The organism is Paenibacillus sp. G34, from assembly GCF_056856875.1.
In genome coordinates this window covers 6,136,500-6,163,242 of record NZ_CM166469.1, presented here as the reverse complement: position 1 = coordinate 6,163,242, position 26,743 = coordinate 6,136,500, and the positions used below count along the sequence as shown (strand labels likewise).

Below are 26,743 nucleotides of genomic sequence, written 5' to 3'. Positions count from 1 at the left end.
TTTCGCTACACGCTACACGGCATCTCGCCTGAGGAAATCGCATAGAGTACACGCCCGTAGGTTCTACTATAAGCCCGTCCATGTGCCAATAATGTTGGTGTTACAACTGCAATTACCTATTATTGTCCCATCATACCGCCGTCTACAGTGTAGAGGGATGCGGTAACATAAGATGCATCTTCGGACAACAGGAAGTTCATCACAGCTGCGACTTCTTCCGGTTCGCCGTAACGTCCCATTGGGATAGCGGATACCGTAGCAGATTGGTAATCTTCCACGTTGCCGGAGTTAGCTTCGATCTGACGCATCATACGTGTGTTGATGGTGCCTGGCAATACAGCGTTTACCCGAATGTTGAACGGTGCCAGCTCGTTAGCGGCCGTACGTGTGAGACCAACAACGGCATGTTTGGACATAATATATGGAGATACCGCCGGAGCACCCATCAGACCTGCGAGGGAAGAAGTATTCAGGATCGCACCGGATTTTTGTTTTTTCATTACAGGAATGACGTTTTGAAGACCAAGGAATACCCCGCGAATATTTACGTTGTATACCATATCAAGAGCTTCAACACTCAGGTCTTCAATTAGACCCGTTGGCCCTTCAATACCGGCATTATTGGCAAAATAATCAATGCGTCCAAAAGCATCCAGTGCTTTTTGCACATAATTTTTAACATCCGCTTCATCGGATACATTGGCTTTAACTGCAATGACATGCTCTTGATCAAGGTTTAATTCAGCAATCGTTTTGGCAATGGCTTCTTCGTTCAAATCAACCAATACCAGATTGATCTCACGTTCAGCGAGGCGACGTGCAAGCTCTTTACCAATACCTCCGGCAGCACCTGTAATGACAGCGGTTTGTGTATAGGATGTACTCATGATTGAATCGTCTCCTTATCATATATAATGGGCAGGTAAGCTCCAAAAGCTTAAAACCTGTCGTTGTAGTTCCTGTCTTAATGTTAAGATATACATAAACATGTGACAATAATCATTGACAGCGCAAATGTCAGCTATTGAACATAGATGTAAGCGTTGTTCATTTAGGTTACAATAATGGACAGAGGAGGCGAAAGTGTTGATTATCGAACACCCTCAGGATCGCAGAGCACGAAGAACGCAGGATGCGATTATCGCTGCGGCAGTGTCTTTAATATTGGAAAAGGGAGCTGACGTCCTGACCATCCGGGATATAACGGAACGGGCGGATTATAATCGGGGAACCTTTTATTTGCATTTTCCCGGCAAACCGGAGCTATTGCAATTCCTTCTGGATGACTTCCTGCAAGGATTAGGACAGGCTTACGCCTCGCCGTATGCTAACCTTACAGAAGTAGATATGACCGGACTGTTACCGTCAACGATGCCTGTGTTTGAATATATTGAAAATCATCAGGATCAATTCAAGGCGCTCATGACAATGCATGGGGATATGGCGCTCAGGATCAACAATGTGTTCCGAAATTACCTTCTGGAAGACTTCATTTTGGTAACGGAGGACAGTGAGCAGGTTATTAATTACGATATCATGTTAAGTTATCTCGTATCCGCAACCGTGGGGGTTGTTATGCATTGGGCGGAAGAGGGGTTCAAATATTCTGCTCATTATATGGGGGAACAGCTGACAGCTCTGATCAACATCAAACCGACCCGTCTGCTAATTGAACCTGGGCAGAAGGGCCGGACGATGAATGAGCGTATGCTGTTAGACTAGAGGATACTCGTGCTGTGAATCGGGTCTGTCCCAGGAGAATTCTTTTTGTTTGATCGTATTCGCATTAAATCTCCTGGAATAGAGATGGTTTAGTCGACGTGCAACTCAAGATTAACCCGTCATTGAAGCAGATGCAGCGCGCTGCATCTGGAGCAGTTGCTCACGGATGAGCACGGACTCTCCAACCATAATTAAAGCTGGATTACTGATGTGATGCATGTTAGCTAATGTCTGCAGTTCTGCAAGTGTGCCCGTAACAATTCGTTCTTCACTTGTTGTTCCACGTTCGATTAGTGCGGCTGGTGTATGCCCGGCTTTGCCATGACGAAGCAACTCTTGCTGTATCTGTGATAACTGGCTTATCCCCATGTAAATCACCAGTGTATCTACGCTATGCGCAAGCAGGTCCCAGCGAACAGAGGATACACTTCCATCACTGCCGGTTCCCGTTACGCAGGCAAAAGAAGAAGCGACCCCGCGATGGGTTAGTGGAATGAGCGAAGAAGCAGAGGTGCCCACAGCTGAAGTGATACCCGGGATGATCTCATACGGAATACCTGACTCTGCCAGCACCAGCGCTTCTTCACCGCCGCGGCCGAAGACGAACGGGTCACCGCCTTTGAGGCGAACGACTTGTTTGCCTTCTGCCGCATGTGATGCGAGCATGCGTCCAATCATCTCCTGGCTCATGGAGTGAAGACCTGGAGCTTTGCCACAGTAAATGCGGAGAGCACTATCCCGCGCCTCGGCAAGTAATTCATCTGTGACAAGTCGATCATACATAATAACATCAGCAGACTGAATCCGTTTCAGGGCTTTGACTGTAATCAGTTCGGGATCGCCAGGGCCAGCACCGATGATACTTACCATCCCCCGGCTCATGACCGTGTCCCCAGTTTTGGCGCAGCATCCGAACTCATCAATCCGGAGCGACCACCCCGAATGGTAGCGAGTGTAGATGAAAGCTGCGGAGTGCTTCCCCAGTGATGTGCAAAATACAAACCGAAACCTGTAAATACAGCGCCGCCCAAGAGGTTGCCTGCCAGCACCGGAATCTGATTCCACAGCAACCAGTCTTTAATCGTGACATGAGCACCGAGCATCATGCCAGCCGGGATCACAAACATATTCACAACGGCGTGTTCAAAACCTTGGGCAAAAAAGATCGTAATGGGCAGCCACATCGCCACGATTTTCCCCAGTGTAGATGTAGAGGTCATCGCCATCACAGCTCCGAGCGTAACCATCCAGTTACATAGAATGGCTTTAATGATGACAAGCACAATCCCTGCCCCGCCCAGATGCCGATATCCCAATGTTTTCGTTTCGCTGGTTTGAATCAGTGTTTGAACGAGTGGGTTACTCATATCTGTGCCCATTTTGGTTATCGTCAGGCCGTATAATAGTGCGTAAAATGCACATCCGATCAGGTGACCGATAATTACCCACAAGTAGTTACGAAACATATCGATAAGTCTGACCCTGCGTTTCATCACTGCGAGTGGAATCAGGGCAAAGTTACCTGTCACCAGTTCGAGACCGAGCAGAATAATGATGGCGAATCCTGCCGGGAAGATGAGTGCGCCCGCCAAACCAAGCGAAGTTTGAGACACGGCAGTATACGCCAGTGTAGTGGCAAAGGCAAGGATGGCCCCAGCCAGAAAGCCGCGAATCAACATCTGTACCCGGTTCATTTTGGTTTTATGTTCACCAACGTCAACCATGGCTTGTAATACTTCTGCGGGTTTAACAAAATCCATCGTGCACCCCTCCTTCTTCAGTATTGCCTTGTCACGCCAACCATTTTGTTAACCTGCAATCGTAATATAGATATCTCCGCTATCTCCGTCCACTTCTGTTTGGTACGTGTTCAAGCAACCATCGTCCGGTTCATGTACCTTGCCGCTTCGTAAGTCAATCTTCCAGTCATGCAGCGGGCAGTGAACGGCTGTGCCGCAGACCATGCCCTCCGATAGCTTGCCGCCCTTGTGAGGGCAGCGATTCTCTACGGCATGCAGGCTCCCGTCGCTCAGTTTGAAAACGGCAATTTCGGTATCCTCGACCAGAAAGGTACGAGCCCCTTTTTCATCAATATCGGCCATATGCCCAATTCGGAATTTACTCATCGCTGATCCTCCTCTTCTAGTGAGCTACCGGTTCCGCACCGGACAGTGGGGTGAAGTTTTTGCGCAATTTCTCATCTTCGATAATCTCTTTCCAAGGATCTACCGTGTGACCGAGTGTCACTTCCAGACGTTCAACCAGTGCAAGACGTACATCTCGATCTGCAAGAGCTTCCTTCACATGATCTAGACCCACTCGTTCAATCCACGCCGCTGTTCTCTCATTCCATCTTGCGTTCTCTCTATAGTATTGCAGGTAAGCGTAAGTCCACTCTTCGACTTCAGCATCTGTTTTTACCGTACATAACAGCTCGGCTGCTCGAACCTTCACGCCGCCATTGCCGCCGACATGAAGCTCCCATGCGCCATCGATAGCGACAACACCTAGATCTTTAATCGTGGCTTCAGCACAGTTCCGCGGGCATCCGGAAACGGCCAATTTTACTTTTGCTGGAGCGACCATTTTGTCAAGTTTCTTCTCCAGACGAATACCCATCTCAATGGAATCCTGTGTACCGAAGCGGCAGAACGTGTTACCTACGCAGGTTTTTACTGTCCGTAAAGCTTTGCCGTAACCGAAGCCGGAAGGCATGTCGAGTTCTTCCCATATCTTCGGCAGGTTCTCCTTCTGTACCCCAAGTAGATCGAGTCGTTGTCCACCCGTAAATTTCACCATCGGTACGTCATACTTCTCTGCAACGGTTGCGATCTTGATCAGTTCCGCAGGTGACGTTACACCCCCATAGATCCGTGGAATAACGGAATACGTACCGTCCTTCTGAATATTGGCGTGGTAACGCTCATTCGTGAATTTGGATACCCGCTCATCCTCGTATTCTGTCGGCCAGATCATGCCAAGGTAGTAGTTGAGGGAAGGACGACATTTGGAGCAGCCCTCCGGCTCATCCCAACCGAGCACATTCATGACTTCTTTGACGGTTTTCAGGCCCATTTCCTTGATTTGAGCCACAATTTCATCCCGGTCATACGAAGTACAGCCGCAGATGCCTTCTTTGGTCTGCTCGCCTACATTGTCTCCCGCATAATACGTGAGCAGCGATTCCACGATTGGTTTACATCCGCCGCAAGAAGCTGACGCTTTGGTGCAGGACTTGATGGCGCCGACGGTGTTACATCCTTTATTGAGAACAGCATCACCGATGGCAGCTTTCGTTACACCGTTACAGCCACAGATGATCTCATCATCGGGCATGGCAGCCATGCGCTCGGCTACAGAAGGACCGGAACCGGAACCGCCAGAAGGCACGCCGAGCAAAATTTCTTTTTCACGACCGCTGATGTCCTCACCGCTTTTAATTAAGGAAAAGAGGGATGCGCCATCGGTCGTATCGCCGAACAGTACAGCACCAATGAGCTGACCATCTTTGATCACCATTTTTTTGTACACACCGTCTACATCATCCTGGATGCGAATGCTGCGTGTATCTGGCGAGTCTTTGAATTGTCCTGCTGAGAATACATCGACTCCCGAAACCTTTAACTTGGTTGAAGTGACCGATCCTGCGTATCCATCCGTTGCTGCACCTGCAAGCCTTTTGGCAAGAACCATACCTTGTTCATATAACGGAGCAACGAGTCCATAGGCAATACCGCGATGTTCCGCACATTCTCCTACAGCCGAGATGCCAGGAATGCTGGTACGCATATAGTCATCTACGATGACCCCGCGATTCACGTCCAGTCCGCTGTTTCGAGCCAGTTCAATTTGTGGACGAATACCCACCGCCATGACGACAAGATCTGCCTCAAGCACCGTTTGGTCGGTGAAACGAAGCGCCTTAACCCGTCCTTTGCCTGTAATCTCTTCCGTATGTTTGTTCAAAAGAAACTTCATGCCTTGCTCCTCCAGCTCGCGCTGAAGCATTAATCCGGCAGGAAGATCCAGATTTCGATCCATCAAGTGTCCGTTAATATGAATGACGGTCACTTCCATACCCAGATTCAATAGTCCGCGAGCAGCTTCCAAGCCGAGTAGTCCACCACCGATGACAGCCGCTTTGCGATATTTTTTTGAGGCATCCATCATCGTTTCACAGTCTTTGATGTCGCGGAAACCGATGACCCCTTCTTTGTTCGCACCTGGAAGAGGCAGTATAAATGCTTGTGAACCAGTCGCCATAATCAGCTCATCGTAGGAGGCGTGAACCCCGTTTTGAGATACAACTTCCTTACGTACGGTGTCAATCTGCACGACAGAGTCACCCGGATAGACCTGGATACCGTTATCCTCATACCAGCTCCAGTCGTTAATTACGATATCTTCAATCGATGTTCCGCCTGCCAGAACAGAAGACAGCATGATTCGGTTGTAGTTTGGATGCGGCTCTGCGCCAAAGACGGTAATGTCGTAAGCATGCGGAGCAAGTTTCAGAATATGCTCAATTGTACGAATTCCCGCCATACCATTGCCGACTAGCACCAGTTTTTTCGTTGTACTCATTGTGGTTAGCCCCCTCAGATCCATTTCTGTATTCTGTTCGCTGCTCTGTCTTCGCCTTATCCTGAAAAATAGAAAAAGCCTGTCATGCCTCGGAGGACTGCGTATACACATACGCATCCCTTTGCTCCGAATTTGCAAAACAGGCTTCATTGCCGTTTCAACCAGCTACGCCATTGTAACTGTGAGTGATCCTTCGTTTATGGAGTTCTTATGGCTTAACTATAAAAGAATGAACCGATCATGTCAATATAGTTAACATAAAAAAGTATTTGAAATTTGAAGTTAATTATGTTTACATGAGTTTAAAGAAAAGTTGAATCGGCAATGGAGGAAGATTGCAATCCATCATATTAATAAGGAATTCGCCTCATTTATTGCACTAAAAACATAATATAATGTAGGAAAGGTGCCATGGTGAAAATTATCATTCGTTGTTTAACCCATTTTCATCCAGAGAAATTAGGTCGACAAATAACAAGGAATAACATCTCTGCGAAGACCCTCCTCACCAAAACCTCCGAATACTTCAGGATTTCATAAAAATGTGTTTATTTCTTATTTTTTTGTTAGGTAACATAACATGTATGGCACTTTCATGTGTTAATGTATTAAAATAGAGGAAGCATATCTTTACTAAAATAAGGGGGGATTGATGCATCATGCGATCCATATTGGTCATCCGTGTACAACCCATTCCGGCCGGCACGTCCGAAGCAATCCCTCTGACACCGGAGAAGCTGCTGGGGACGGTTGGTTATCATGTACAGGTCTCGAACAGTGAGGATGAGGTGATGAAGCTCGCTCGTGAGGTAGATGCCTCTATCTTGCACCTGTCTCTTACGGAAGTGGCTCACTGGGTGAATCGCTTGGGAGAGGGGAAATCAGATACTCCACTGCTTTGGTGGTGTGCTCCGGATACAGCTTCATCCTCTGCCGAGGATTGCGAGTCAGAGACCTCGTTTGATGGCATTCTTACACCGTCCATGGCCGGGCCGGAAATTCACTGGACACTACACTTTGCTGCGCGACGTTATATGGAACGCAAACAGTGGGAGCAAGAGCGGAAGCAGTTGCAATCCAGACTGGAGGATCGGAAGTGGATTGATATGGCGAAGGCCATTTTGTGTGATCTGAAGCAAATTTCTGAATCGGAAGCATATGATCTGTTACGTAAAAAAGCGATGGATGAACGCAAACGGATGGTTGATGTAGCTACAGCAATTGTAAAAGCGCATCAACTGCTCCAGTCATAATTGGAAGGAGGATGCTCTATGGATATGACTCAGATCCTCAGAGAGGTTGGGCGTGGGAAGCGAGGTTCGCGTGATCTGAATTATGGAGAGGCGCTGACTGTAGCCGAGAATATATTGAAACAGCAAGTTTCTCCTGCCCAGACGGCTGCATTTCTTATGGCTGAGCGGATGAAGATGGAGAATGTCGACGAAATGGAAGCCTTTGTTCATGCATGCCGGAATAGTGCGGAGCGTTTCTCTATATTTCAGGGTAGTTTGGACTGTGCGGGCCCTTACGATGGGCGGACGAAATCATTTATGGCCACATATCCTGTGGCATTTGTGCTGGCTGCAGCCGGACTGCCGGTTACACTGCATGGCAGTGAGCCTTTGCCACCTAAGTGGGGAGTTACCTTGTCAGTTGTGCTTAGAGAAGCGGGAATAGATACACGTAAGATGAACCGGGAGGATGCTCTGAGTGCTGCTCGCCACACAGGTGTCATGTATGTTTCTTCAGAAGACTGGTGTGAGCCGCTTCGTAGGCTTCGTCCTTTACGGGAGGAACTTGGTTTTCGCACAGTGCTGAATACAGCCGAGAAACTGATTGATTACAATCATTCGTCTTATCTTGTTTTTGGGGTGTTCCACAATACGTTTCTGGATCGAATTGCGAAACTGCTTACTCGTTTTCAGTATCAACGTGCTTACGTTGTTCAAGGCATGGAAGGATCGGAGGATCTGTACATTGATCGTCCTACACGTGTATACGCTGTGGAGGATGGCGAAATGGAGCTTGAACTTGTAGATCCTTCAATCTACGATCTGGATATGCCTGTGCCGGATATGGTCTGGACAGCGGCGAAACAGGTTGAAGTGGCGGAGAGTGTGCTCCGCGGGGATGGTCATCTTACGTTTGTAAATCAGGTGCTGTTAAATGCGGGCTTTCGACTATATGTTGCAGGACGTGTCCCTTCCATAGAGCAGGGCATATACACGTCTAAGCAGTATATAGAAAGTGGAGCAGCTTTCCGTCTCTATCAGCAATGGTGTGTCTCTATGGGTGGAGAGTTGCCGGACAGCAGAACCGTATCCATCTATCCGGCATCATCTGGCTAACAAGCTGCTTTTAAAGTCGTCAAACTGCGTGTTAACTCTCCTGATATACGCATATTAAGCCTCTCCTTGCAGGGTGAAGAAAATGCTAGCGCAGCTGCGAACGTGTTGTTGCTCTGCGCCTCTTCTATTCCCAAGGATACGTTACGGTCAGGAAGTCAGCGAACTTTTTGCTCTCTTCCCGCCGTTGTTTCCGCATGGCTGCGCGGTCAGGTGCAGTCTCGTACAGCTTTTTCTCCTCTTCAGTCTCCGGAATAATACGGGGCACGATCAGTTTGCGGTTATTTTCATCCAGGGCCACAAAGGTCAGGAAGGCTGTTGCCGCGATTTTTTTCTCCCCCGTTTTCAGATCCTCACGAATAACCTTCACGAAAATTTCCATGGAACTTCGGCCTGTCCACGTAGCGAATGACTCCAGTGTTACAGAATCGGTTGGATTAATGGGGTACAGAAAATCGACAGAGTCGGTTGATGCGGTAACGGTATTCACTCGGCACAACTTGGATGCGGTGATAGAGGCAATATCATCAATGTAGGACATCAGTTTGCCGCCGAACAAAGTGTTATGATTGTTGACATCTGTCGGAAACACCCTTGCTGTTTTGTAACAGCGCGTTTCACGTACATACTTTCTCTCCGTTTGATCCATCTCCGTAGGTTTTGGTATCTCTCTCATGTTTCTTCCTCCTTACAGTATGGCTGCAGTGATTTTTATTTCTAAGGGCAGCATTTCTTGTGGGCTCTTCTTTGTTCAGAAGGGTTTCTATTTATATAAGTTGAACCATTCATTTACACTCTCATCGGAGTGGGCTGTGTAAAATCTTCAAGTCCAACTTATATAGTATAGGTGTCGGTCAGGATCATATTCAATTGTAGTGGTACGAGACTTGATCATACGAAAAAACCGCCAGGCGCGGACCGGCGCGCAGGCGGTTGAACTTCAATCTGTATATTAAGCCTTAGGTCTGAAAATACCGGACGGTTTGCCGATCGGCAGGAAAGTATACCCGAAGTGAGCATTCAGAACCGAAGCACCTGTACCGTACAGGGACACAATGCCAATCGCCATCTCAGCGTATGCAGCGATCGTATGGAAGATGTGTGGTGCTACGCCGAAAGCGTCAAAGGTCAGACCAAGGAACAGGAAATCGATCAGAATGAAAATGATAAGCAGCACTTTGTTGGCTTCAACAGCGCCAATCGTCATGAACAAGGTAAAGATTAGATATCCGGCAAAAGCGAATCCGAGCTGTTTGCCATCGGTCTGCTCGGCAAGTGTAGAGCCGAACACGCCCATTTTAATCATCCAGTTGGCGCCCATAGCGAACCAGAAGAAGGCATAAGCACCAAATGCAGTAGTACCAAAAGTGTTATTGCGTTTGGAATCCTGAATACAGGCGAATAGCTGGGCAAAAGCTCCCAAGAAGATCGCCCATGGAATAGCGTAGCTAAGTCCATCGGTAATGCCTAGCTTTTGGGAAGAAGCAACCAGGGTTACGATCGCAAGCCCAAATAATCCCATCGCGCTGGGATCGGCGTTTATGATTTTGACTTTAGTCTGTGACTCGGTTTGCATGGTGTTGATAAGCCTCCAATAATATCAAATCTGGATGATGAACCTTGTATAGGTCATCCTCGAACTTCATTTGGCATCCGCCGGACCCGGACACACATATCGACCTATTGTAACCGAATGCCCCGGTTATGGAAAGGGATTTTATTACCTGAAACACCGGAAAACGGTTGCTTGTGTGACAGTCAGTTGAATGAGATTGTCAAGAGATCGGGTTTGTGGTGAAAAAAGACGGATAATTGCATTTTATTTCCAGAGAATTAACGTTAGTATCGAGTGGAAATCACGTCCGTGATTCGAGAGTTAACATCATCGTGACAATATGAATCGCGGCGGGAAAGGGGGATTGAGGAACGGGCAATGAAGAGGCGAGGTACAGATGGCGATAGTGGTTTTTAAAACCGACAAATTGCAAGCGCTTACTTATTTGATGAAGAAGCGAAAGGGTGGTTGTTGATGATCGCAAAACAGACGCGTAGACTCAGCTTGATTTTGCTTATATCCATATTTACGATTTCCAGTTTGGGATGGGGTGCATTCTTTGGTACAACAGCAGTAAGTGCGGCCGAATCAGATTCGGCTACTGCTACTGGGGGAACAGCCGTTTATCGATATGATTTTGGATCAGGAGCAGTAGCGGACGGATATACCGGTGTGGGGGCAGATGCAGTATATACATCGGAACGGGGGTATGGTTTTGCGGATGTCTCCAAAGTGACGGTGCAGGATCGTGGAACGAGTGATCCAATCAAGTCTGATTTTGCAACGTTTGCCGCGGGTGGACAGTTCAACGTAGATCTGCCGAATGGGGATTATACGGTCTCGCTTGTTGCCGGGGATGCAGCCGGAGCTACAGAGATTGCCATCGATGTAGAAAGCATGAACAAGGTGCAGCTGAATAACAAGGCGGCAGGCGAGTATCTGGAGATGAACTTTGATATCGCGTTGGTGGATGGTCAGATGAATCTGATTTTCTCGGGTGCTGCTGCGAATTTGAATGCACTGGTTATTACCAAACAAGCTGAGCGTGATGCGGGAAGCAAACCTGTTCTGTATCTGGCAGGTGATTCCACGATGCAGACCTACAATCCGTATTGGGAGCCGCAAGCGGGCTGGGGGCAGATGTTCCCTTCCTTTTTTAACGATAACGTGGAGATCAAAAATCATTCCATTGGTGGACGCAGCTCCAAATCGTTTATCTTCCAAGGGCGGCTGGATGAAATTCTGAGAGTAATCCGTCCAGGAGACTATCTGTTTGTACAGTTTGGACATAATGATGCGACCATCAGTGTGCCTGACCGCTATGCTTCCCCGGCCGATTACAAAATTTATCTAAAAACTTACATAGACGGTGTGCGGCAGCGGGGGGCAACGCCGATTCTGGTAACCCCGATGGGGCGCAGGGACTTCAATGCAAGTACGGGCAAATTCAATGTTTCCTTCCCTGAATATGTTCAGGCAGCCAAAGAAGTAGCGTCCGAAAACAATGTGCTACTGATTGATCTGAGCAAACTCAGCATCGAATATTATGACTCGATTGGGCCCGAGGCTACACTGTCGGTGTTCCTGCATGTTGCACCGGGTATTTATCAGGCATTCCCTAACGGAGTTGCCGATAATACACATTTTCAAGAGTATGGTGCCATTCAGATCGCTAGAATGATTGCGGGTGCAGTACGTGAGCTCGACATTCCACTGGCGGATGCCGTGAAAGATGCTGAAGTGCCTGCCGAGGTTCCGGTGAAGCCAAGCGGTTTGAAAGCCGGTAGCATCAGCAATGCCGGTGCTGTATTGAAATGGATAGCAGATGATGCAGCAGATATCTATAAAATCTATCGCAAGATGTCCTCCGAGCCGGTATCTGCGTATACGCTTGCCGGAACAGCAACGATTCCGACCATGACCTTATCCGGCCTTACCGAAGGTGAAACCTATACGGTGCGTGTCACTGCCGTGAATGGTCGAGGCGAATCGGAGCCTTCGGACGAGTTGAGTTTCACAACGAAGTCGGCTGCATATCGATACGATTTTGGCCCCGTTGGCTCTCCGGTCGCGGAAGGATATAACGAAGTGAATCGGAATACCTTATACACGCCGGAGCGCGGCTACGGGCTGACCTCTTCGGCGAATATGGCGGATCGGGATCGTGGCAATGCCACGGATGCACTGCGCCGCGATTTTGTCATTTATTTTGGTGGCAATTATGAGTTTAAGGTAGATATACCGAATGGCAGCTATTCGGTTAAGGCCTACATTGGAGACTGGATCGGCTCTGCACGAACGAATATCAATATCGAGGGCAAGGATTACGGAACCGTATCTTCGGGTGCACAAAATATAGCTGAGAAGGTTATCAACGATGTTCAAGTGCAGGATGGCCAGATGAATCTGGTGTTCAGTGGACAGACCGCACATCTGAACGGTTTGGAGATCACACCGACCTTCATGGCTCCATCGGGGCTTCAACTGGATGAACTCGATCTGAACAGTGATCCGATCCGTGCAGTGTTGTCGTGGGAGGCGGCTGCCGGGGAAGTGCAGTACAACGTCTATCGAAAGTCTGCGGGAGCAACTAAACCGGAATTGCTCGCCACAGTCAATGAGTCAGCCTATATGGATAATCAGATCGAACTTGGCATGAATTATGTGTACACGGTAACAGCGGTGGATCAGACGGGAACGGAATCGCTCGCGTCCAATGCGCTGAATGTATCTACGATTGATCCGGATGTAACGAAAGCGGAAGTGCCTTCCGGGCTGGCGTTACAAGAGGTTAATAAAAACGATGCTTCCTTCACATGGAGCGAAGCTACTGGTGCACGTTTTTACCAAATCTATCGTTCCAAGAACCAGGATGGGCTTTATGAGATGATTGGTCGTACCAAGGAGACTTCGTATAAGGATTCTACCATTCTCAGTACGGTCCCTTATTACTACAAAGTGGCCTCGGTGAACGCAGGTGGCGTATCCGAGTTGTCCAGCGTGCTTGAAACTCCGGTAGCTACAACGCTGAACCGGGCAATGGAGTATTTGGATCGTGCACCGGTTGCGGTGAAAACGGGGCAAGGTAACTACATTGGCTGGCGCATGCTGGGGCTGGATACGGATTTGATCGCTTTCAACCTGTATCGTGATGATGTGAAGCTGAACGCAGAGCCGCTGACAGGAAGTACGAACTATACGGATGCCGAAGGGACGGACAGTTCTAAATACCGTGTTATGACGGTGGAAAATGGAATAGAGAAGTCGGCGACGAAAGAATTCGGTGTATGGCAGGAGCAATACCTGTCTGTGCCGCTGCAGAAACCTGCCGATGCGTATACCAAAGACGGGCAGCCTTATTCCTACTATGCAGGGGATGCCAGTGTCGGGGATGTCGATGGGGATGGCGAGTACGAGATCGTGCTCATGTGGTCGCCGAATAACGGTAAGGATAATTCTCAGGCCGGAATTACCGGCATCGTATATATGGATGCCTACAAGCTGGACGGAACCCGTCTCTGGCGGATTAATATGGGGCCCAATATTCGGGCAGGGGCACATTACTCACCGTTTCTGGTCTATGATTTTGATGGAGATGGCCGGGCTGAACTTATGATGAAGACCGCAGACGGAACCGTTGACGGACAAGGGAAGGTTATCGGGGACGCGAGTGCAGACCATCGCAACAGTTCTGGCTATGTGCTGCAGGGTGACGAGTTTCTGACGGTATTTGATGGAGAAACCGGGGCGGCACTGGATACAGTGAAGTATGATCCGCCGCGCGGAGACGTTGCTGCATGGGGGGATGGATATGGAAACCGTGTAGACCGCTTCCTTGCGGCTGTTGCCTATCTGGACGGGGAGCATCCGAGTGCGATGTTTAGCCGTGGTTATTACACGCGAACGGTACTTGCTTCTTACAATTTTCAGGATGGTAAGCTCAGTCAGGTATGGCGTTTTGACTCAAACGATGAGGGTTATGCTTCCTATGCAGGTCAAGGGAATCACAATCTGTCCGTAGGTGATGTGGACGGTGATGGCAAAGATGAGATTACATTCGGAGCAATGGCAATTGATGACGACGGTAAGCCACTTTACAACACAAGACTGGGACATGGAGATGCGATGCATCTGAGTGACCTTGATCCAACTCGTCCAGGGATGGAGGTATTCGGGGTACACGAGGATAAAAGTTCGAAATACGGCATGGAGATGCGCGATGCAGCTACGGGTGAAGTGCTGTGGGGGGTGTTCACAGGTATGGACACGGGACGCGGTATGGCAGCTGATATCGATCCAAACTATCCGGGAGCCGAGGTATGGGCTGCTACGATTACGAATGAACAGCATATTCCGATTACCGGGCTGTATAGTGCCAAGGGAGAATTGATCACAACGAAGATTCCTTCCTCCACCAACTTTGGCATCTGGTGGGATGGCGATCTGTTGCGTGAACTGCAGGATGGTATTCGAATCGACAAGTGGGACTACGAGAATCAGACTACGGTTAATCTGCTGACAGCAACAGGGGCTGCTTCCAACAATGGAACCAAAGCCAATCCCAGCTTACAGGCTGATTTGTTTGGCGACTGGCGTGAGGAAGTCATTTGGCGCAGCCAAGACAGCTCCGAGCTACGTATTTATACAACGACCGATGAGACCGACGTGCGGCTTCGCACGCTGATGCATGATCCAGTCTATCGTCTTGGTGTAGCATGGCAAAATGTTGCTTATAACCAGCCGCCACACACCAGCTTTTATCTCGGTGCAGACATGGAGCAGCCGAAGGCACCGAATATTCGCTATGTGGGCGGCCCGCAAGAGCCGGAAGACACCACACCTCCAGTCATTACAGGCATGCCAGCGGAGCAGATGAGCGAGGATGATGTGCTTCAAGTGAAGGTGAAGGCGGAAGACCCTGAATCGGGGATCGCACGACTGGAGCTGAAATGGGACGACGAGACGGTTCAATTAGATGACGAGATTGTACTAACCGGGCTTGTAGGTAAACATATCTTCACTGCACGTGCAGTGAACGGTGCAGGACTGATTACCGAAGTATCGGTAGAGTTAAATGTAGTTGCTGGAGATCAAGCGGTGGGTGCGCCCGGCACACCAGTCTTATCAGATAATAACGGTCACGGGAATGGGCTGAGCGATGGAGCATACACCATTACGATGAATATGTGGTGGGGAAATAATGGTGCGGAGTATATGCTGTATGAGAATGGAGAGTTGCTGGATACGCAGAAGCTATCTGCATCAACCCCCTCAGCTCAGAAGGCATCGACTCCTATTCAAGGGCGGGCTAACGGTACGTATGTGTATACGTGTGAGCTGATTAATGCCAAAGGTAAGACGGAATGTCAGCCGCTCATGGTAACCGTTCATAATGCTGAACCATCCAAGCCTGAATTGTCCCACGATAATTGGGATGGAGATGGCCATTATACGATCACGATGAATATGTGGTGGGGAACCAATGCTACATCATACAAGTTGTACGAGAACGGTATAGAGATTGACAGTCAGCCGCTAACGGCATCCACTCCGGATGCGCAGGTAGCCAAGATGGAGATCAAGGATCGCGCCGTTGGTGATTATGAATATGTAGTGGAATGGATCAATGCAAGTGGAAAGACTGTGAGTGAAGCGATGCAAGTGAAAGTCACAAAATAACATCTAATATTTAATATCTTATATCTAATGTGTAAATATCCGTCAGCCTAACAGCCAGGAACGTTTTATTGGACATGAAATAAGAGGTAACAAAGAGCATCTTTCCATTCTCAGAAGTGCACCAATCAGGTGTTCGAGATTGGAGGGGTGCTTTTTGGTTTGTTTTTATAAAATACACAATTACGACACAATCCAAATTAAAGTGGAATGAGCATAATAAGAGTTGCCTATAGCCATAGGATCGATGTGACAAAGCAGTGTTACATCTGGTATTTTTCACCAATCTCTATTAGAATGGAATTAGCCCTTTCAAAATTTGGAGAAGCATACAAAACATCCATGTCTCCTATGCCATATGTTAATCCAGCTATAGATTGACAGGAAACACTACAATGGAACTCAAATTAAGGAGGTATCAGGGGCCATGGTTATGAGTTTGGATTTGAAAAATAAAATAGAAAAAGCCAGGCATAACCTTCATAAACTGGTTGAGCATAATAAGGGAAGGCTTGGACATCCCGAAGTCATTCGGCAGTCGATGGCACTGGATGAATTGATTAATGAATATAATCGAATGTCCCGGAATCAGACACGAACATGAGAGTGAATTGAACGGGAATGAAACTATATATGGTAGTAGTGTATCATCGTATGAACTTATATGGTTTGGGCGAGCAACGCATCAACCAAATCAAGGAAGGGCATGAAGATCGCCGTAAGGACTAACCCTGCATCTACAATGAGGAGGGGGTTCTGACGGTGGATCATTCATGCCTGTTTTTCGTTCAGTGGAGCATGCGTTTGGCTTCAAGGTACAGCACTTGTACGAACTTCTTTGTATTGATGCGGGTCTGCGACAGCGAGGGTTCCACGTTGTTTTGCAGTTCGAGCATTTTTTTGCGAATCTCGGTAAAATCAAAAAATTTAGAAGCGTAGTTTTCGAATTTCGGATGAGTATAATCTGTCAATCCAAGAGATACCACATGACTGAGTGTCTGGAAAATGGCTCTACGCACCCGCTGTTCCGATGCTTTCACCTCTTTGGTAATGTCTGCAGCCAAGGCGTTTTCTCCTAGTTTACGCTGAGCAATTTGCTGGAAGATGTCTTTAAGAGAAGGGAATGTGTAAGGTGAAAGCTTATGTTCCTCCGTCTCTAATTGTTCGAGATACTCCAGCATGTCTAGCAGATCACGGCTGCCAGCCTCTCCGATCATACCCATCTCGGATAACAGAAAATGGCCTGTGGTGGCAATTGTTTTGTCCGGAGCCTGTGCCTGCTTACGTTCACCCGTGTGCAAGCCGGTCAGTCCTTGCAACGTACGCTGGATATCAGCAATAGACTGCTGCATTCGTAGTCTCTCCTCGACCAGCCTGAGCACCGATAGAATCTCGAGCCGATTGATCGGTTTCGTAATATAATACTCAATGCCCAGAGAGTAAGCTTCTCCAATCATATTTTTGGACTCAATCTGGGAGATCATGACGATCTTGCCTCTGAACTTCCCTTCAAGCGCCCTTACCGTTTGAATACCATCCTGATGTGGCATCAGCAGGTCGATCAACAGTACATCCACCTTATGCAAATCCAGCAATTCGGCATGAATATGTGCCCCATCCTCGGCTTCTCCGGCAATATCACCCAATCCTTCATCTTCAATAATGTCCATTAGCATGGAACGCACGCCTGGATCATCATCCACGATAAAATAACGCAAATCCGTCACGTCCTTTCCAGTTCAGCATGGTGTTTCTACAATGTGCTCTATGTTAAACGGCGATTCCTTCGCCATAAAATCTTGGTTACTTTACATGTTGGCTATCTCCGGCTCTTCAGATACCTCTCCTATCATACTTCCCAATGACAATTCTGCATAGAAGCTTACATGTAAGGTTAGATGACAATGACTGGATGAGAGAGGCGCATTTTCAAAAAAAATGTGCAGTAATCATGTAGGTATTTGTCGTTTTTGGTAGGTGTAATTGTAGTATAAGTAACATGCATCCGTCTGAACCTGTGGTTGTGTAAAATGTTGCAAACTTTCAGATGTTTCAAACACAGCACCAAATCAGACATAGGTAGTCTCAGGATAAGAAATGAATGCAGTAGTCTTTTTTATAATACATCATAATAAGGGGCGTATCGATGGAGCAAACAATACAAGATGTTGTCGTCGTTTTCAATGATTTTCTTTGGTCCAAGCTGTTAATCATTCTGTTGGTTGTCTGTGGTGTCTATTTCACAACCAAAACGAAGTTCATGCAATTCCGTATGATCGGTGATATGGTCAAAGTGCTCAGAGAGCCAAAGAGCAAGGAACCGGGTAAAATCTCCCCATTTCAAGCCTTCTGTATCAGTATGGCCGCACGTGTGGGCACGGGAAACATTACAGGGATCGCACTAGCTATAGCCCTTGGTGGACCTGGTGCTGTTTTCTGGATGTGGGTTATTGCAATCATCGGATCGGCTTCGAGCTTTGTGGAGAGCACCTTGGCTCAGATCTACAAAATTAAAGACAAGGGTGGATTCCGCGGAGGACCGGCCTATTATATGGAACGTGGGCTTGGAAAACGATGGATGGGAGTTCTTTTTGCTATTCTAATCACCCTTTCGTTCGGCTTAGTCTTTAACGCTGTACAGTCCAACACCATTACAGTGGCATTCCAGAACTCGTTTGGCACGGATCGCTTAACGGTGGGTATTATTATGGCTGTCGTTTTTGCAGGCATCATTATGGGCGGAGTTAAACGGATCGCAAAAGCGTCAGAATATATCGTGGTGGTACTTGCTGTGTTGTATATTGGAGTGGCAGCATTTATTGTGCTCGCAAACATCACAGAACTTCCAGCCATGATTGCGTTGATTGTGAAAAATGCCTTCGGCATTGAACAGGTCGCTGGCGGGACACTGGGTGCTGCGCTGATGAATGGCGTTAAACGCGGATTATTCTCGAATGAAGCCGGGATGGGTAGTGCGCCGAATGCTGCGGCAACGGCAGATACATCCCATCCGGTCAAACAAGGCCTGATCCAAGCGTTTGGTGTTCTGACAGATACACTGGTTATTTGCACAAGTACGGCTATGATTATTTTGTTATCCGGGGTATATCAAGGTTCAAATCTGGGCGGTATTGAGCTGACTCAGGCTGCACTTAGTGTACACATTGGTCCATGGGCTTCAGGATTCCTGGCTGTGATGGTATTCCTGTTTGCCTTCAGTACGTTGATTGGTAACTATTATTACGGCGAAACAAACATTGAATTTATTAAGTCTAACAAAGTTTGGCTCTGGGTTTATCGTGTTGCTGTCATCAGCATGGTGGTATTTGGTGCGGTAGCTAAGGTGCAACTCGTGTGGGATTTGGCTGACCTGTTCATGGGACTAATGGTTGTAGTTAACTTGATTGCCATCCTGATGTTGTCCAAAGTCACTTTTGAAGCGTTAAAAGACTATAAGCGGCAGAAGGCTGAGGGACGTGATCCTGTATTCACTCGTGACCGGATTCATATTCCGGGCGAGATTGAATGCTGGGAGTCGGAAGACGAAGTGAGGAGTACAGGAAAGATGGATGCGACAGGATAACATTTGCATGATTTAGATTGATGTCATTCCTGGCGCGTCCAAAGGTTCAAACAAACGAAGAAGCTTGTTAGCTTGTTATAACACACAATAAAATAGGACTTGGACTACCATGATGGCATTCCAAGTCCTGTTTATTACATACTCAAATCTGTCTGCAAGGCTGGCTAGGAAGACCCTGGAATGTAAGAGTCACCCTTGTTAGATTACTTGTATTACTTTTGTACAGAGTAAGTGATTAGCTGCTCGGACAGAGCTTTCATACGTGCGCCCGTATCATTCAGCTTCTCGATGACATCGGTGAACGATGCAACCAGTGTTGCCTGTTCTTGTGAAGAAGCAGCGATCTGTGATACTTCAACCTCCATCTGCTGAATCACTTGTTGTACGTCTTTCAAGCTGGCATCAATATCGGTTGTTGCTTGTTTCGCATCAACAGAGAGTTTACGTACTTCGGAAGCCACGACACCAAACCCGGCACCAGCTTCACCTACACGGGCGGCCTCGATTGCAGCATTCAGGCCGAGCAAGTTGGTTTGTTCGGAAATTTCACGAATGAAACCGGCAACCTTGTTAATCTGGGATGAGTTCTGGACAGCCAGTCGTGTGTTCTCCAAAATCTGCTCACTGGTAGCCTGCAATTCTTCGGCATGAGCTGCTACATGCTGCACCATGTCAACAAGGTTTGCATTAATGTCTTGGTTCTCTTGGATGATTTCCTCCAGTTGATTCTGATTGGACTGATCATAGGATACACAGAATACAGCCACAACGTTATTATGATCATCAAAGATGGGAACGTTCAGCGTATCCAGTTCTACTCCAAACACTTCTTTGGGCAATGTAGAGAGTGTAGCTTCCCGACCGTTTTTTAAAACGCCAAAGTTCTGATAGGAGTCCAGAAGTTTCATTCCCTTTTCAAAACCAAGATTGAACTTCTCCGTCATAATTACATCTAATACTTTCTCGTGGTCATACACGGTCAAGCTTGCTGGCTCCCGCAGGATCAGGCTAATATAAGGCAGGGATTTTAACAGTGCGTCAACAATATTTATGTTACTCATGGAACTCAATCATCCTCTCCATATTTAAATGTAAAGTGTATTGGAAAATTTGTAGGACCTCTATTGTTCATCGGACAAAAATCAGATATCCTGTATGCCTGATTGGAAGAAAATCGAACTATTTTCCAAAGGATATTCAAAGTTTTTCCCATGTGGTGCGTTTTCTTGGATATTAGTTCTAGTTGTAACTGTTTTTATGCCAATACATAGATGTAAATTAGATTAAAATATAGGACATGTGTCCATTTTGACGAGCAAGGAGATTACATTGGAGGTGGGGCTGGATGAAGGAAGTACTAGACTTTGAGCTGATGCGGCAGCTTGCCAGAGAGCATGGATTGGATCAGGTGCTGGACGAAACGGTGCTTGCTGAGCTGCGTCTGCTGGAGGCGGATAAGGGCGAGATTATTTGTGAAAAAGGAGAACGTCCTGAACGCTTATATTTTCTCGTTGAAGGCAAGCTTAAAATCTTCACAACACTGCCGAACGGCAAGTCACTGCTGCTCCGATTCAGTACACCGCTCGCTCTAGTCGGTGACTTGGAGCTTGTGAATGGGAAAGAAGCAAACAATACCGTGCAGTCCGTGAACCGGAGCCTGCTGCTCGCTATTAGCTACCGTTTCATTCAGAACACGTATGCCGAGAATCCGAAATTTCTCCATTTTATGCTTAGTCAAGTGACACATAAGCTGTATACGTTCTCGAATCTCTCGAGCCTGAACATGTTGTATCCGGTTGAAAGCAGATTTGCCAGCTATGTGTTATCTACAGCCGATCAGGATACAGCTGCTGCAGAGGAGATTCAGACATCGAAACTGACGGAGCTGGCTGATCTGCTGGGCACCAGCTATAGGCATCTCAATCGGGTCATTCAGGACTTGTGCAGACGAGATATTATCCGCAAAGTAAGACGCAAGATCGTCATTCAGAACGTGGAGGAACTGAGAGAAATCGCAGGAGGTAATGTGTACGAGTGAATTGCAGGAGATAACGTGTACGATTAAGTGAATGTCTTTGCACCAATGAACCGTCGTGCGCTGACTTACTTTACATTCCTTGTAATCCGTATGCCTCGTTTCCCCCCCTGATAACAAAAAAAGCACCCTTCAACGTGAAGGGTGCTCAGATTGTCGAGAAACCCTGTACTTTTTTCAAAGTATGGAGTTTCTCATATTTTTTGGTTTGGTCATTCGCTCTTTCGTGTGTAACATATCTTCCCTATCTATTTCGATCAGATGTTTCCCCTCTGCTCGAACAATTGTGCAATCTCGACGATGACTTGTGTAGCCTTTACCATATTATCTACGGATACATATTCAAATTTGCCGTGGTAGTTTTCGCCACCCGTGAAGATATTTGGTGTTGGCATGCCCATGTAGGAGAGCTGGGAACCGTCTGTTCCACCTCGAATCGGTCGGATAATAGGCTCAATGTCCAGCCTTGTCATGGCTTCATGCGCGATATCAACGATCTGGCGGACAGGTTCGATTTTCTCGCGCATATTGTAATACTGGTCATTCATCTCGATCGTAATGCGTTTATCTCCGTACTTGGCCTTCAGTTCATTTGTGATGTTTAACAGGTTGGTTTTGCGCGCTTCAAACTTCTCCCGGTCAAAATCACGAATAATATACTGCATCTTCGTTAGTTCAACGTCACCCTCCATCGACAGCAGATGGTAGAAGCCTTCGTAACCCTCTGTGGATTCAGGTGCTTCCTCTACAGGTAATCTTCCGTTTAGCTCCATCGCAATTTTCAGCGAACTCACCATTTTGCCTTTTGCCGTGCCGGGGTGCACGTTGGTACCATGAACTGTAATTTTGGCCCCTGCTGCGTTAAAGCTTTCATATTCCAACTCGCCAAGCGGCCCGCCGTCTACGGTATAGGCATATTTAGCTCCAAAAGCAGTGACATCGAACTTGTGCGGCCCACGGCCGATCTCTTCATCCGGGGTAAAAGCGACCCGAATCTTGCCGTGCTTCACTTCCGGATGTTCAATCAGGTAAGCCATCGCCGTCATGATCTCGGCAATACCTGCTTTATTGTCTGCACCGAGCAGTGTTGTGCCATCGGTGGTAATCAACGTATGACCTTTGTACTCATGGAGTTCGGGGAAGTCTTGGGTGGACAAAATAACGTCCAGTTCCCGGTTCAGCACGAGGTCTTCACCATCATAATTTTCGACCACTTGCGGTTTCACATTTTTGCCGGTAAAATCGGTTGCCGTGTCGAGGTGGGCGAGGAAACCAATGACAGGCACATCCTTGTCCGTATTGGACGGAAGTGTAGCCATCACATAGCCGTTCTCATCCATCGTCACTTCCTGCAATCCAATGGAGGTGCATTCCTCTACAAGCAATTTACCCAGTGCCAGTTGTCCCGGCGTGGATGGGCAGTTGTCACTATTTTCATCGGATTGGGTATCCATCTGTACATAAGTGCTGAGTCTCTGAATTAATATATCTTTCAAGTGTAATCGCTCCTTTGTGGGTAATATATAAGTTGAATGTGACGCACCAGGCTGTACATGTGTAGCGTTATAATCCGTTCCTATTACTGCATGCAGGGAACAGGCATTGTGTCAGGCGCTCCAGAATGTCCGTGCGTACGGGGTAGGGTGAGATGCTCTTAACCCTGTCTGTCGAGATCAAAACCCTGTTGGTCGTATAACCCTTTGTATATCCCTTTTGGTGGGGTCGTAACGATATCATACCATGTTTTGGTCTCATTTCGAGAATGGTATTCTACCGCTAGGGATGGAGTGGATTTAGGATGGTTGTCCAAGGAAGGGCACCAAAAAGTGCGTACTTGAATTTTCGAGCCTCAGGTTCATAATAGCTATGTAGAAAGGATGTGTTTGGATCATGCCATTTATTACAGTGAAGATGCTGGAAGGCAAAACGAAGGAGCAGAAGCGCCAGTTGATCGAACGAATGACCGAGGTTGCTTGCGAGACGTTGGATGTTGAAGCAAGTAAGGTTTTTATTTTCATAGAGGACTTGGAGAAAGATAACTACGGTAAAAACGGCAAAATGTTCTCGGATCTGAATGCAAACGAAGTCAGTCAAGGAAAGGCTGATTAAAGCAATGCAAGTGAAGGAGAACGTGGTAGCAAAATATCAGCATGCAAAGTGAAAATCGAAGGGGCCATGTTCGCATTCGTAAAATGGTTGCAAAGAGCGCTAACGATCAGGAGAAGCCTTATTTAGATGAATTTAGCCATTGCCATTTTCTAACGATCACCAGAGACGTTATTTAGCTAAATTTGCTTCAATGGAGACAGTTTTTCGGGTTTTTCGATGAAATAAGGTTCCTGGAGATCGTTAGAATTCTGACAGCTTCATTCAGGGGCAAATAAGCTTCCTGGAGATCGTTAGAGCAGAAACCGGGCGGATGACATGTCATGAAGCTGAATGATGACATGATCACGAAGCAGAATAATGAAACGGAACAATGAAAAGGAACTATAGAACAGGAACAGGAACAGGAGTTGTACGAACCATGACAGAGCAATTATTTTCACCTTACCAATTTAAAAGTTTACAGCTGCAGAACCGTGTCGTTATGGCGCCGATGTGCCAATATTCGGTTACAGCCAAGGATGGCATTCCAAATGACTGGCATCAGGTTCACTATGTGAGCCGTGCTGTTGGTGGAACAGGATTCATCATTATCGAAATGACAGACGTCGATCCAGATGGAAGAATTACAGACAATGATCTGGGAATATGGTCAGATGAGCACATTCCGGCCTTCACCAAGCTGGTAGACGGAATGCATGCTTATGGCTCTAAAGTGGCAATCCAGATTGCACACGCAGGCCGTAAAGCCGAGGACGCGCCGCAGCCGGTGGCTCCTTCTGTTGTAACGTTCCCGGGCGAAAAATACAAAGAGCCACGCGCGTTGAGCACCGAAGAAGTGGCAGGAATGGTGCAGAAGTTTGCAGATGGTGTGCGTCGTGCAGTTCAGGCGGGCGTGGATGCCATTGAACTTCATGGTGCACATGGTTATCTGATTCACCAATTTCACTCTCCGCTGATGAATCACCGCGAGGATGCGTATGGACAAGATCTGTCTCGCTTTGGCGTAGAGGTGATTCGTGCGGTGAAAAAAGAAATGCCTGATGACATGCCGCTGATCATGCGAATCTCTGCAATGGAATATGCTGATGGCGGATATGACCTCGATCATGCCATTCAGATTAGCCGTGCCTATCAGGAGGCGGGCGTGGACATGTTCCACATTAGCTCAGGTGGGGAAGGGCCATCCGGTCAGCGTAAACCTGGGAACTATCCGGGGTATCAAGTTCCTTTTGCCCGTCGTTTCCGTGAGGAACTGCAGGTGCCAGTAATTGCTGTGGGCATGTTAGAAGATGCAGCGCTGGCTCAGGCTGTCATCGGTAATGAGGATGCTGATTTGGTTGCGATTGGCAGAGGTATGCTGCGCGATCCGTACTGGGCAAATCATGCAGCGTTTGAGCTGGGTGTCAGCAAAGAACAGGCAGCGATTGCCGTCCAATACTCCCGCGGATATTAAACGCTTGGTGGTTGCCCAACCTTGTCATAATAGAAGTACAGCGGTAGCTGGGTGCCATTCTGCGACTCGTCTCATGGATAGATATAAAGGATAAAGGGGCATAATCATCCGATCCCTAGATATGATTTTAGATGCTGAGCGAGCTGTGGAGTATCTTGTGATGATATGAGTATCAGCATAAGATGAGTGTTCGTATGAGGTAAGAGCAGGAGTGGGAATGTGAGCAAGAACGAGGATAATAGTAATAAGTAATAGTAGTGACGTAGTGGTAAGAGTCAGTGTAAGAGCGAGAGAGAGGGTACGAGTAAGGGTACGAGTAAGAGTAAGGAGTGAGAGTGAGAGTAAGGAGTAAGGAGTAAGGGTTAGGCATAAGAGTAAAAGTTATGAGTGAGAGTGAGACTAAGGAGTAAGGCATAAGAGTAAGAGTAAGAGTAAGAGTAAGAGTTATGAGATTTCGTACGAGGTAAGAGCAAGGATTAAGGGTAAGGCGTGAGAGTGAGGAGTAAGGTTAAGGCGTGAGAGTAAGGAGTAAGCGAGGTGTGAGTCTGGAGTTTGGGTGCTTCATATATGTAAGACGGAAATGGAGAGTGCTAACGATCAGGAGGAGCCTTATTTCGGCGAATTTAGCCATTCAAATTTTCTAACGATCACCAGAGACGTTATTTGGCTTATTTAGCTTCGTTGAAGCCGGTTTATCAGGTTTTTTGATGAAATAAGCTTCCTGGAGATCGTTAGAATTTTGAAACCCCCTTTTAGGGGGAGATAAGCTTCGTGGTGATCGTTAGAAATTCAGTTCTATCGTTTAAATGCGCAAATTCATAAATTATGACTTGCGCGTTGCTTCATATACGAACTTTTGGCTGGCTTGCGAAGGGTTTTGCTCGGGATTAAAGTCTGCATAGATCTCAATGTCTGTGAATCCGACCTTCTCCAGAATAAGACGCAACTCCTCCACGCCGTACCATCTTAGGGTGAGTTCCTGCAGTTCTGTGTCAACGAGTTTCCCCTCGTGCCACTGTTCATAGCGAATCAGGTTTGTTTTGTATTGATGAAGCAGATTGATTTCGGTCGTTTTCACTTCAATGGTGATCGTGTCACCATCGGGTAAGCGAACAGATGAAGTATCAATCGAAGCGGGCTTGGTTAAGTCAGGCAAAAAGAGATCAAAGACCAGCCTGCCTCCTGGCTGCAGGTGATCATACAGTTTTTGCATGATCTGAATGGAAGAACTACGATCCTGAATAAGCATCAGTGAGCCTCCCGGAATAATGATAGCTTCGTAACGATAAGGAAGATGCATGGTCTCGAGATCGGCTACAAACAGCTCAGGCATAGGCAGTGCGCGTTGGGCACATCGGGAACGGCAAGACTGAACCATAGCTTCTGAATAATCGACCCCATCCATCTTCAGGCCTGCTTCGAGTAATGGAATAAGCATCCGCCCTGAACCTGACATGGCTTCCAGGATGCGTCCGTTGCAATCCTGGAGCAAATTGCTGTAAAATTCAATATCCCCTCCCAAGGAGTGTCCAATCGGCTTGGTAATATCGTATACCTTGGTGCATAAGGGGCCGTAATAACTGAATGACATTATAGTATTCCTCCACAACTAAAAATGTTTGAACGGGAATGTGGAAGGTGAAATCTCGAAGATTTTATCCCTTCCGGCAACATGGTTTGG

20 protein-coding genes are annotated in these 26,743 nt (G+C 47.3%); 9 read left to right on the top strand and 11 right to left on the bottom strand.

The genetic code is table 11. The features are described 5' to 3' along the window. Positions 1–119: 119 nt before the first annotated feature. Positions 120–887, bottom strand: a complete 768-nt coding sequence (locus tag AC1VYS_RS27745) for an SDR family NAD(P)-dependent oxidoreductase (protein WP_482912319.1) — start codon at positions 885–887, stop codon at positions 120–122. A 199-nt stretch (positions 888–1,086) separates the two neighbouring features. Between AC1VYS_RS27745 and AC1VYS_RS27740 the strand changes: the two genes are divergently transcribed. Continuing rightward, a complete protein-coding gene (locus AC1VYS_RS27740) occupies positions 1,087–1,722 on the top strand; it encodes a TetR/AcrR family transcriptional regulator (protein WP_482912318.1) in 636 nt (211 codons plus the stop codon). A 111-nt stretch (positions 1,723–1,833) separates the two neighbouring features. Here AC1VYS_RS27740 and cobA read toward each other — a convergent pair whose 3' ends face one another. Genes cobA through nirB form a run of 4 tightly spaced genes read right to left on the bottom strand, consistent with a single transcriptional unit; the run spans position 1,834 to position 6,306 of the window. Then, on the bottom strand, positions 1,834–2,604 hold the full coding sequence (gene cobA / locus AC1VYS_RS27735) for a uroporphyrinogen-III C-methyltransferase (protein WP_482912317.1): 771 nt from the start codon (positions 2,602–2,604) through the stop codon (positions 1,834–1,836). Beyond that, positions 2,601–3,482: a formate/nitrite transporter family protein gene (locus AC1VYS_RS27730; protein ID WP_482912316.1), complete on the bottom strand. Its 882-nt coding sequence runs from the start codon at positions 3,480–3,482 to the stop codon at positions 2,601–2,603. The genes cobA and AC1VYS_RS27730 overlap by 4 nt, the downstream gene beginning before the upstream one ends. Before the next feature lie 48 nt (positions 3,483–3,530). Then, complete coding sequence (nirD, locus tag AC1VYS_RS27725) at positions 3,531–3,848, bottom strand: nitrite reductase small subunit NirD (protein ID WP_482912315.1); 318 nt, start codon at positions 3,846–3,848, stop codon at positions 3,531–3,533. A gap of 16 nt (positions 3,849–3,864) precedes the next feature. After that, positions 3,865–6,306 (bottom strand): nitrite reductase large subunit NirB, encoded by a 2,442-nt coding sequence (gene nirB, locus AC1VYS_RS27720; RefSeq protein ID WP_482912314.1) that lies wholly within the window; start codon positions 6,304–6,306, stop codon positions 3,865–3,867. 659 nt (positions 6,307–6,965) lie between these two features. On the opposite strand from nirB, the gene AC1VYS_RS27715 reads away from it, so the two are divergent. Continuing rightward, positions 6,966–7,559, top strand: a complete 594-nt coding sequence (locus tag AC1VYS_RS27715; protein WP_482912313.1) for an ANTAR domain-containing response regulator — start codon at positions 6,966–6,968, stop codon at positions 7,557–7,559. Between the two features lie 18 nt (positions 7,560–7,577). Continuing rightward, the gene (locus AC1VYS_RS27710; RefSeq protein ID WP_482912312.1) at positions 7,578–8,654 is read left to right on the top strand and encodes an anthranilate phosphoribosyltransferase; all 1,077 of its coding nucleotides are present in this window, start codon (positions 7,578–7,580) and stop codon (positions 8,652–8,654) included. 124 nt (positions 8,655–8,778) lie between these two features. Here the strand turns inward: AC1VYS_RS27710 and AC1VYS_RS27705 are convergent, their stop codons facing one another. Continuing rightward, on the bottom strand, positions 8,779–9,327 hold the full coding sequence (locus AC1VYS_RS27705) for an acyl-CoA thioesterase (RefSeq protein WP_482912311.1): 549 nt from the start codon (positions 9,325–9,327) through the stop codon (positions 8,779–8,781). A 276-nt stretch (positions 9,328–9,603) separates the two neighbouring features. After that, entirely contained in the window at positions 9,604–10,227 is a 624-nt protein-coding gene (locus AC1VYS_RS27700) for an acetate uptake transporter (protein WP_090921519.1), read from the bottom strand. Positions 10,228–10,680: 453 nt separating this feature from the next. Here AC1VYS_RS27700 and AC1VYS_RS27695 point away from each other — a divergent pair, with 453 nt between their 5' ends. Together AC1VYS_RS27695 and AC1VYS_RS27690 are read left to right on the top strand one after the other, a co-directional pair. Beyond that, positions 10,681–15,885 (top strand): rhamnogalacturonan lyase family protein, encoded by a 5,205-nt coding sequence (locus tag AC1VYS_RS27695; protein ID WP_482912310.1) that lies wholly within the window; start codon positions 10,681–10,683, stop codon positions 15,883–15,885. A gap of 424 nt (positions 15,886–16,309) precedes the next feature. Further along, entirely contained in the window at positions 16,310–16,486 is a 177-nt protein-coding gene (locus tag AC1VYS_RS27690; protein ID WP_441924961.1) for an aspartyl-phosphate phosphatase Spo0E family protein, read from the top strand. 184 nt (positions 16,487–16,670) lie between these two features. Here the strand turns inward: AC1VYS_RS27690 and AC1VYS_RS27685 are convergent, their stop codons facing one another. Further along, positions 16,671–17,600: a response regulator gene (locus tag AC1VYS_RS27685; protein WP_482915147.1), complete on the bottom strand. Its 930-nt coding sequence runs from the start codon at positions 17,598–17,600 to the stop codon at positions 16,671–16,673. A 428-nt stretch (positions 17,601–18,028) separates the two neighbouring features. Here AC1VYS_RS27685 and AC1VYS_RS27680 point away from each other — a divergent pair, with 428 nt between their 5' ends. Further along, positions 18,029–19,465, top strand: a complete 1,437-nt coding sequence (locus AC1VYS_RS27680; RefSeq protein ID WP_482912309.1) for an alanine/glycine:cation symporter family protein — start codon at positions 18,029–18,031, stop codon at positions 19,463–19,465. Between the two features lie 212 nt (positions 19,466–19,677). On the opposite strand, the gene AC1VYS_RS27675 is transcribed toward AC1VYS_RS27680, so the two are convergent. Continuing rightward, entirely contained in the window at positions 19,678–20,517 is an 840-nt protein-coding gene (locus AC1VYS_RS27675; protein ID WP_482915146.1) for a methyl-accepting chemotaxis protein, read from the bottom strand. A 293-nt stretch (positions 20,518–20,810) separates the two neighbouring features. Here AC1VYS_RS27675 and AC1VYS_RS27670 point away from each other — a divergent pair, with 293 nt between their 5' ends. Next, entirely contained in the window at positions 20,811–21,503 is a 693-nt protein-coding gene (locus AC1VYS_RS27670) for a Crp/Fnr family transcriptional regulator (protein WP_482912308.1), read from the top strand. A 254-nt stretch (positions 21,504–21,757) separates the two neighbouring features. Here the strand turns inward: AC1VYS_RS27670 and pepT are convergent, their stop codons facing one another. After that, positions 21,758–22,996 carry a peptidase T gene (pepT, locus tag AC1VYS_RS27665; protein WP_482912307.1) on the bottom strand — a complete coding sequence of 413 codons (1,239 nt, stop codon included), beginning with the start codon at positions 22,994–22,996 and terminating at the stop codon, positions 21,758–21,760. Positions 22,997–23,390: 394 nt separating this feature from the next. Here pepT and AC1VYS_RS27660 point away from each other — a divergent pair, with 394 nt between their 5' ends. Together AC1VYS_RS27660 and AC1VYS_RS27655 are read left to right on the top strand one after the other, a co-directional pair. Next, positions 23,391–23,609 (top strand): 2-hydroxymuconate tautomerase, encoded by a 219-nt coding sequence (locus AC1VYS_RS27660; RefSeq protein ID WP_482912306.1) that lies wholly within the window; start codon positions 23,391–23,393, stop codon positions 23,607–23,609. Positions 23,610–24,027: 418 nt separating this feature from the next. After that, the gene (locus AC1VYS_RS27655) at positions 24,028–25,062 is read left to right on the top strand and encodes an NADH:flavin oxidoreductase/NADH oxidase (RefSeq protein WP_482912305.1); all 1,035 of its coding nucleotides are present in this window, start codon (positions 24,028–24,030) and stop codon (positions 25,060–25,062) included. Positions 25,063–25,885: 823 nt separating this feature from the next. On the opposite strand, the gene AC1VYS_RS27650 is transcribed toward AC1VYS_RS27655, so the two are convergent. Continuing rightward, positions 25,886–26,653, bottom strand: coding sequence for a class I SAM-dependent methyltransferase (locus tag AC1VYS_RS27650; protein WP_482912304.1), 768 nt, complete (start codon positions 26,651–26,653; stop codon positions 25,886–25,888). Positions 26,654–26,743 lie beyond the last annotated feature (90 nt).

Coding starts and splice junctions, on each gene's coding strand:
- AC1VYS_RS27660 (WP_482912306.1), top strand. CDS start 23,391: ATGCCATTTATTACAGTGAAGATGCTGGAAGGCAAAACGAAGGAGCAG.
- nirB (WP_482912314.1), bottom strand. CDS start 6,306: ATGAGTACAACGAAAAAACTGGTGCTAGTCGGCAATGGTATGGCGGGA.
- AC1VYS_RS27715 (WP_482912313.1), top strand. CDS start 6,966: ATGCGATCCATATTGGTCATCCGTGTACAACCCATTCCGGCCGGCACG.
- AC1VYS_RS27670 (WP_482912308.1), top strand. CDS start 20,811: ATGAAGGAAGTACTAGACTTTGAGCTGATGCGGCAGCTTGCCAGAGAG.
- AC1VYS_RS27745 (WP_482912319.1), bottom strand. CDS start 887: ATGAGTACATCCTATACACAAACCGCTGTCATTACAGGTGCTGCCGGA.
- AC1VYS_RS27705 (WP_482912311.1), bottom strand. CDS start 9,327: ATGAGAGAGATACCAAAACCTACGGAGATGGATCAAACGGAGAGAAAG.
- AC1VYS_RS27690 (WP_441924961.1), top strand. CDS start 16,310: ATGGTTATGAGTTTGGATTTGAAAAATAAAATAGAAAAAGCCAGGCAT.
- AC1VYS_RS27680 (WP_482912309.1), top strand. CDS start 18,029: ATGGAGCAAACAATACAAGATGTTGTCGTCGTTTTCAATGATTTTCTT.
- AC1VYS_RS27700 (WP_090921519.1), bottom strand. CDS start 10,227: ATGCAAACCGAGTCACAGACTAAAGTCAAAATCATAAACGCCGATCCC.
- AC1VYS_RS27730 (WP_482912316.1), bottom strand. CDS start 3,482: ATGGATTTTGTTAAACCCGCAGAAGTATTACAAGCCATGGTTGACGTT.
- AC1VYS_RS27655 (WP_482912305.1), top strand. CDS start 24,028: ATGACAGAGCAATTATTTTCACCTTACCAATTTAAAAGTTTACAGCTG.
- AC1VYS_RS27695 (WP_482912310.1), top strand. CDS start 10,681: ATGATCGCAAAACAGACGCGTAGACTCAGCTTGATTTTGCTTATATCC.
- AC1VYS_RS27710 (WP_482912312.1), top strand. CDS start 7,578: ATGGATATGACTCAGATCCTCAGAGAGGTTGGGCGTGGGAAGCGAGGT.
- AC1VYS_RS27650 (WP_482912304.1), bottom strand. CDS start 26,653: ATGTCATTCAGTTATTACGGCCCCTTATGCACCAAGGTATACGATATT.
- cobA (WP_482912317.1), bottom strand. CDS start 2,604: ATGAGCCGGGGGATGGTAAGTATCATCGGTGCTGGCCCTGGCGATCCC.
- nirD (WP_482912315.1), bottom strand. CDS start 3,848: ATGAGTAAATTCCGAATTGGGCATATGGCCGATATTGATGAAAAAGGG.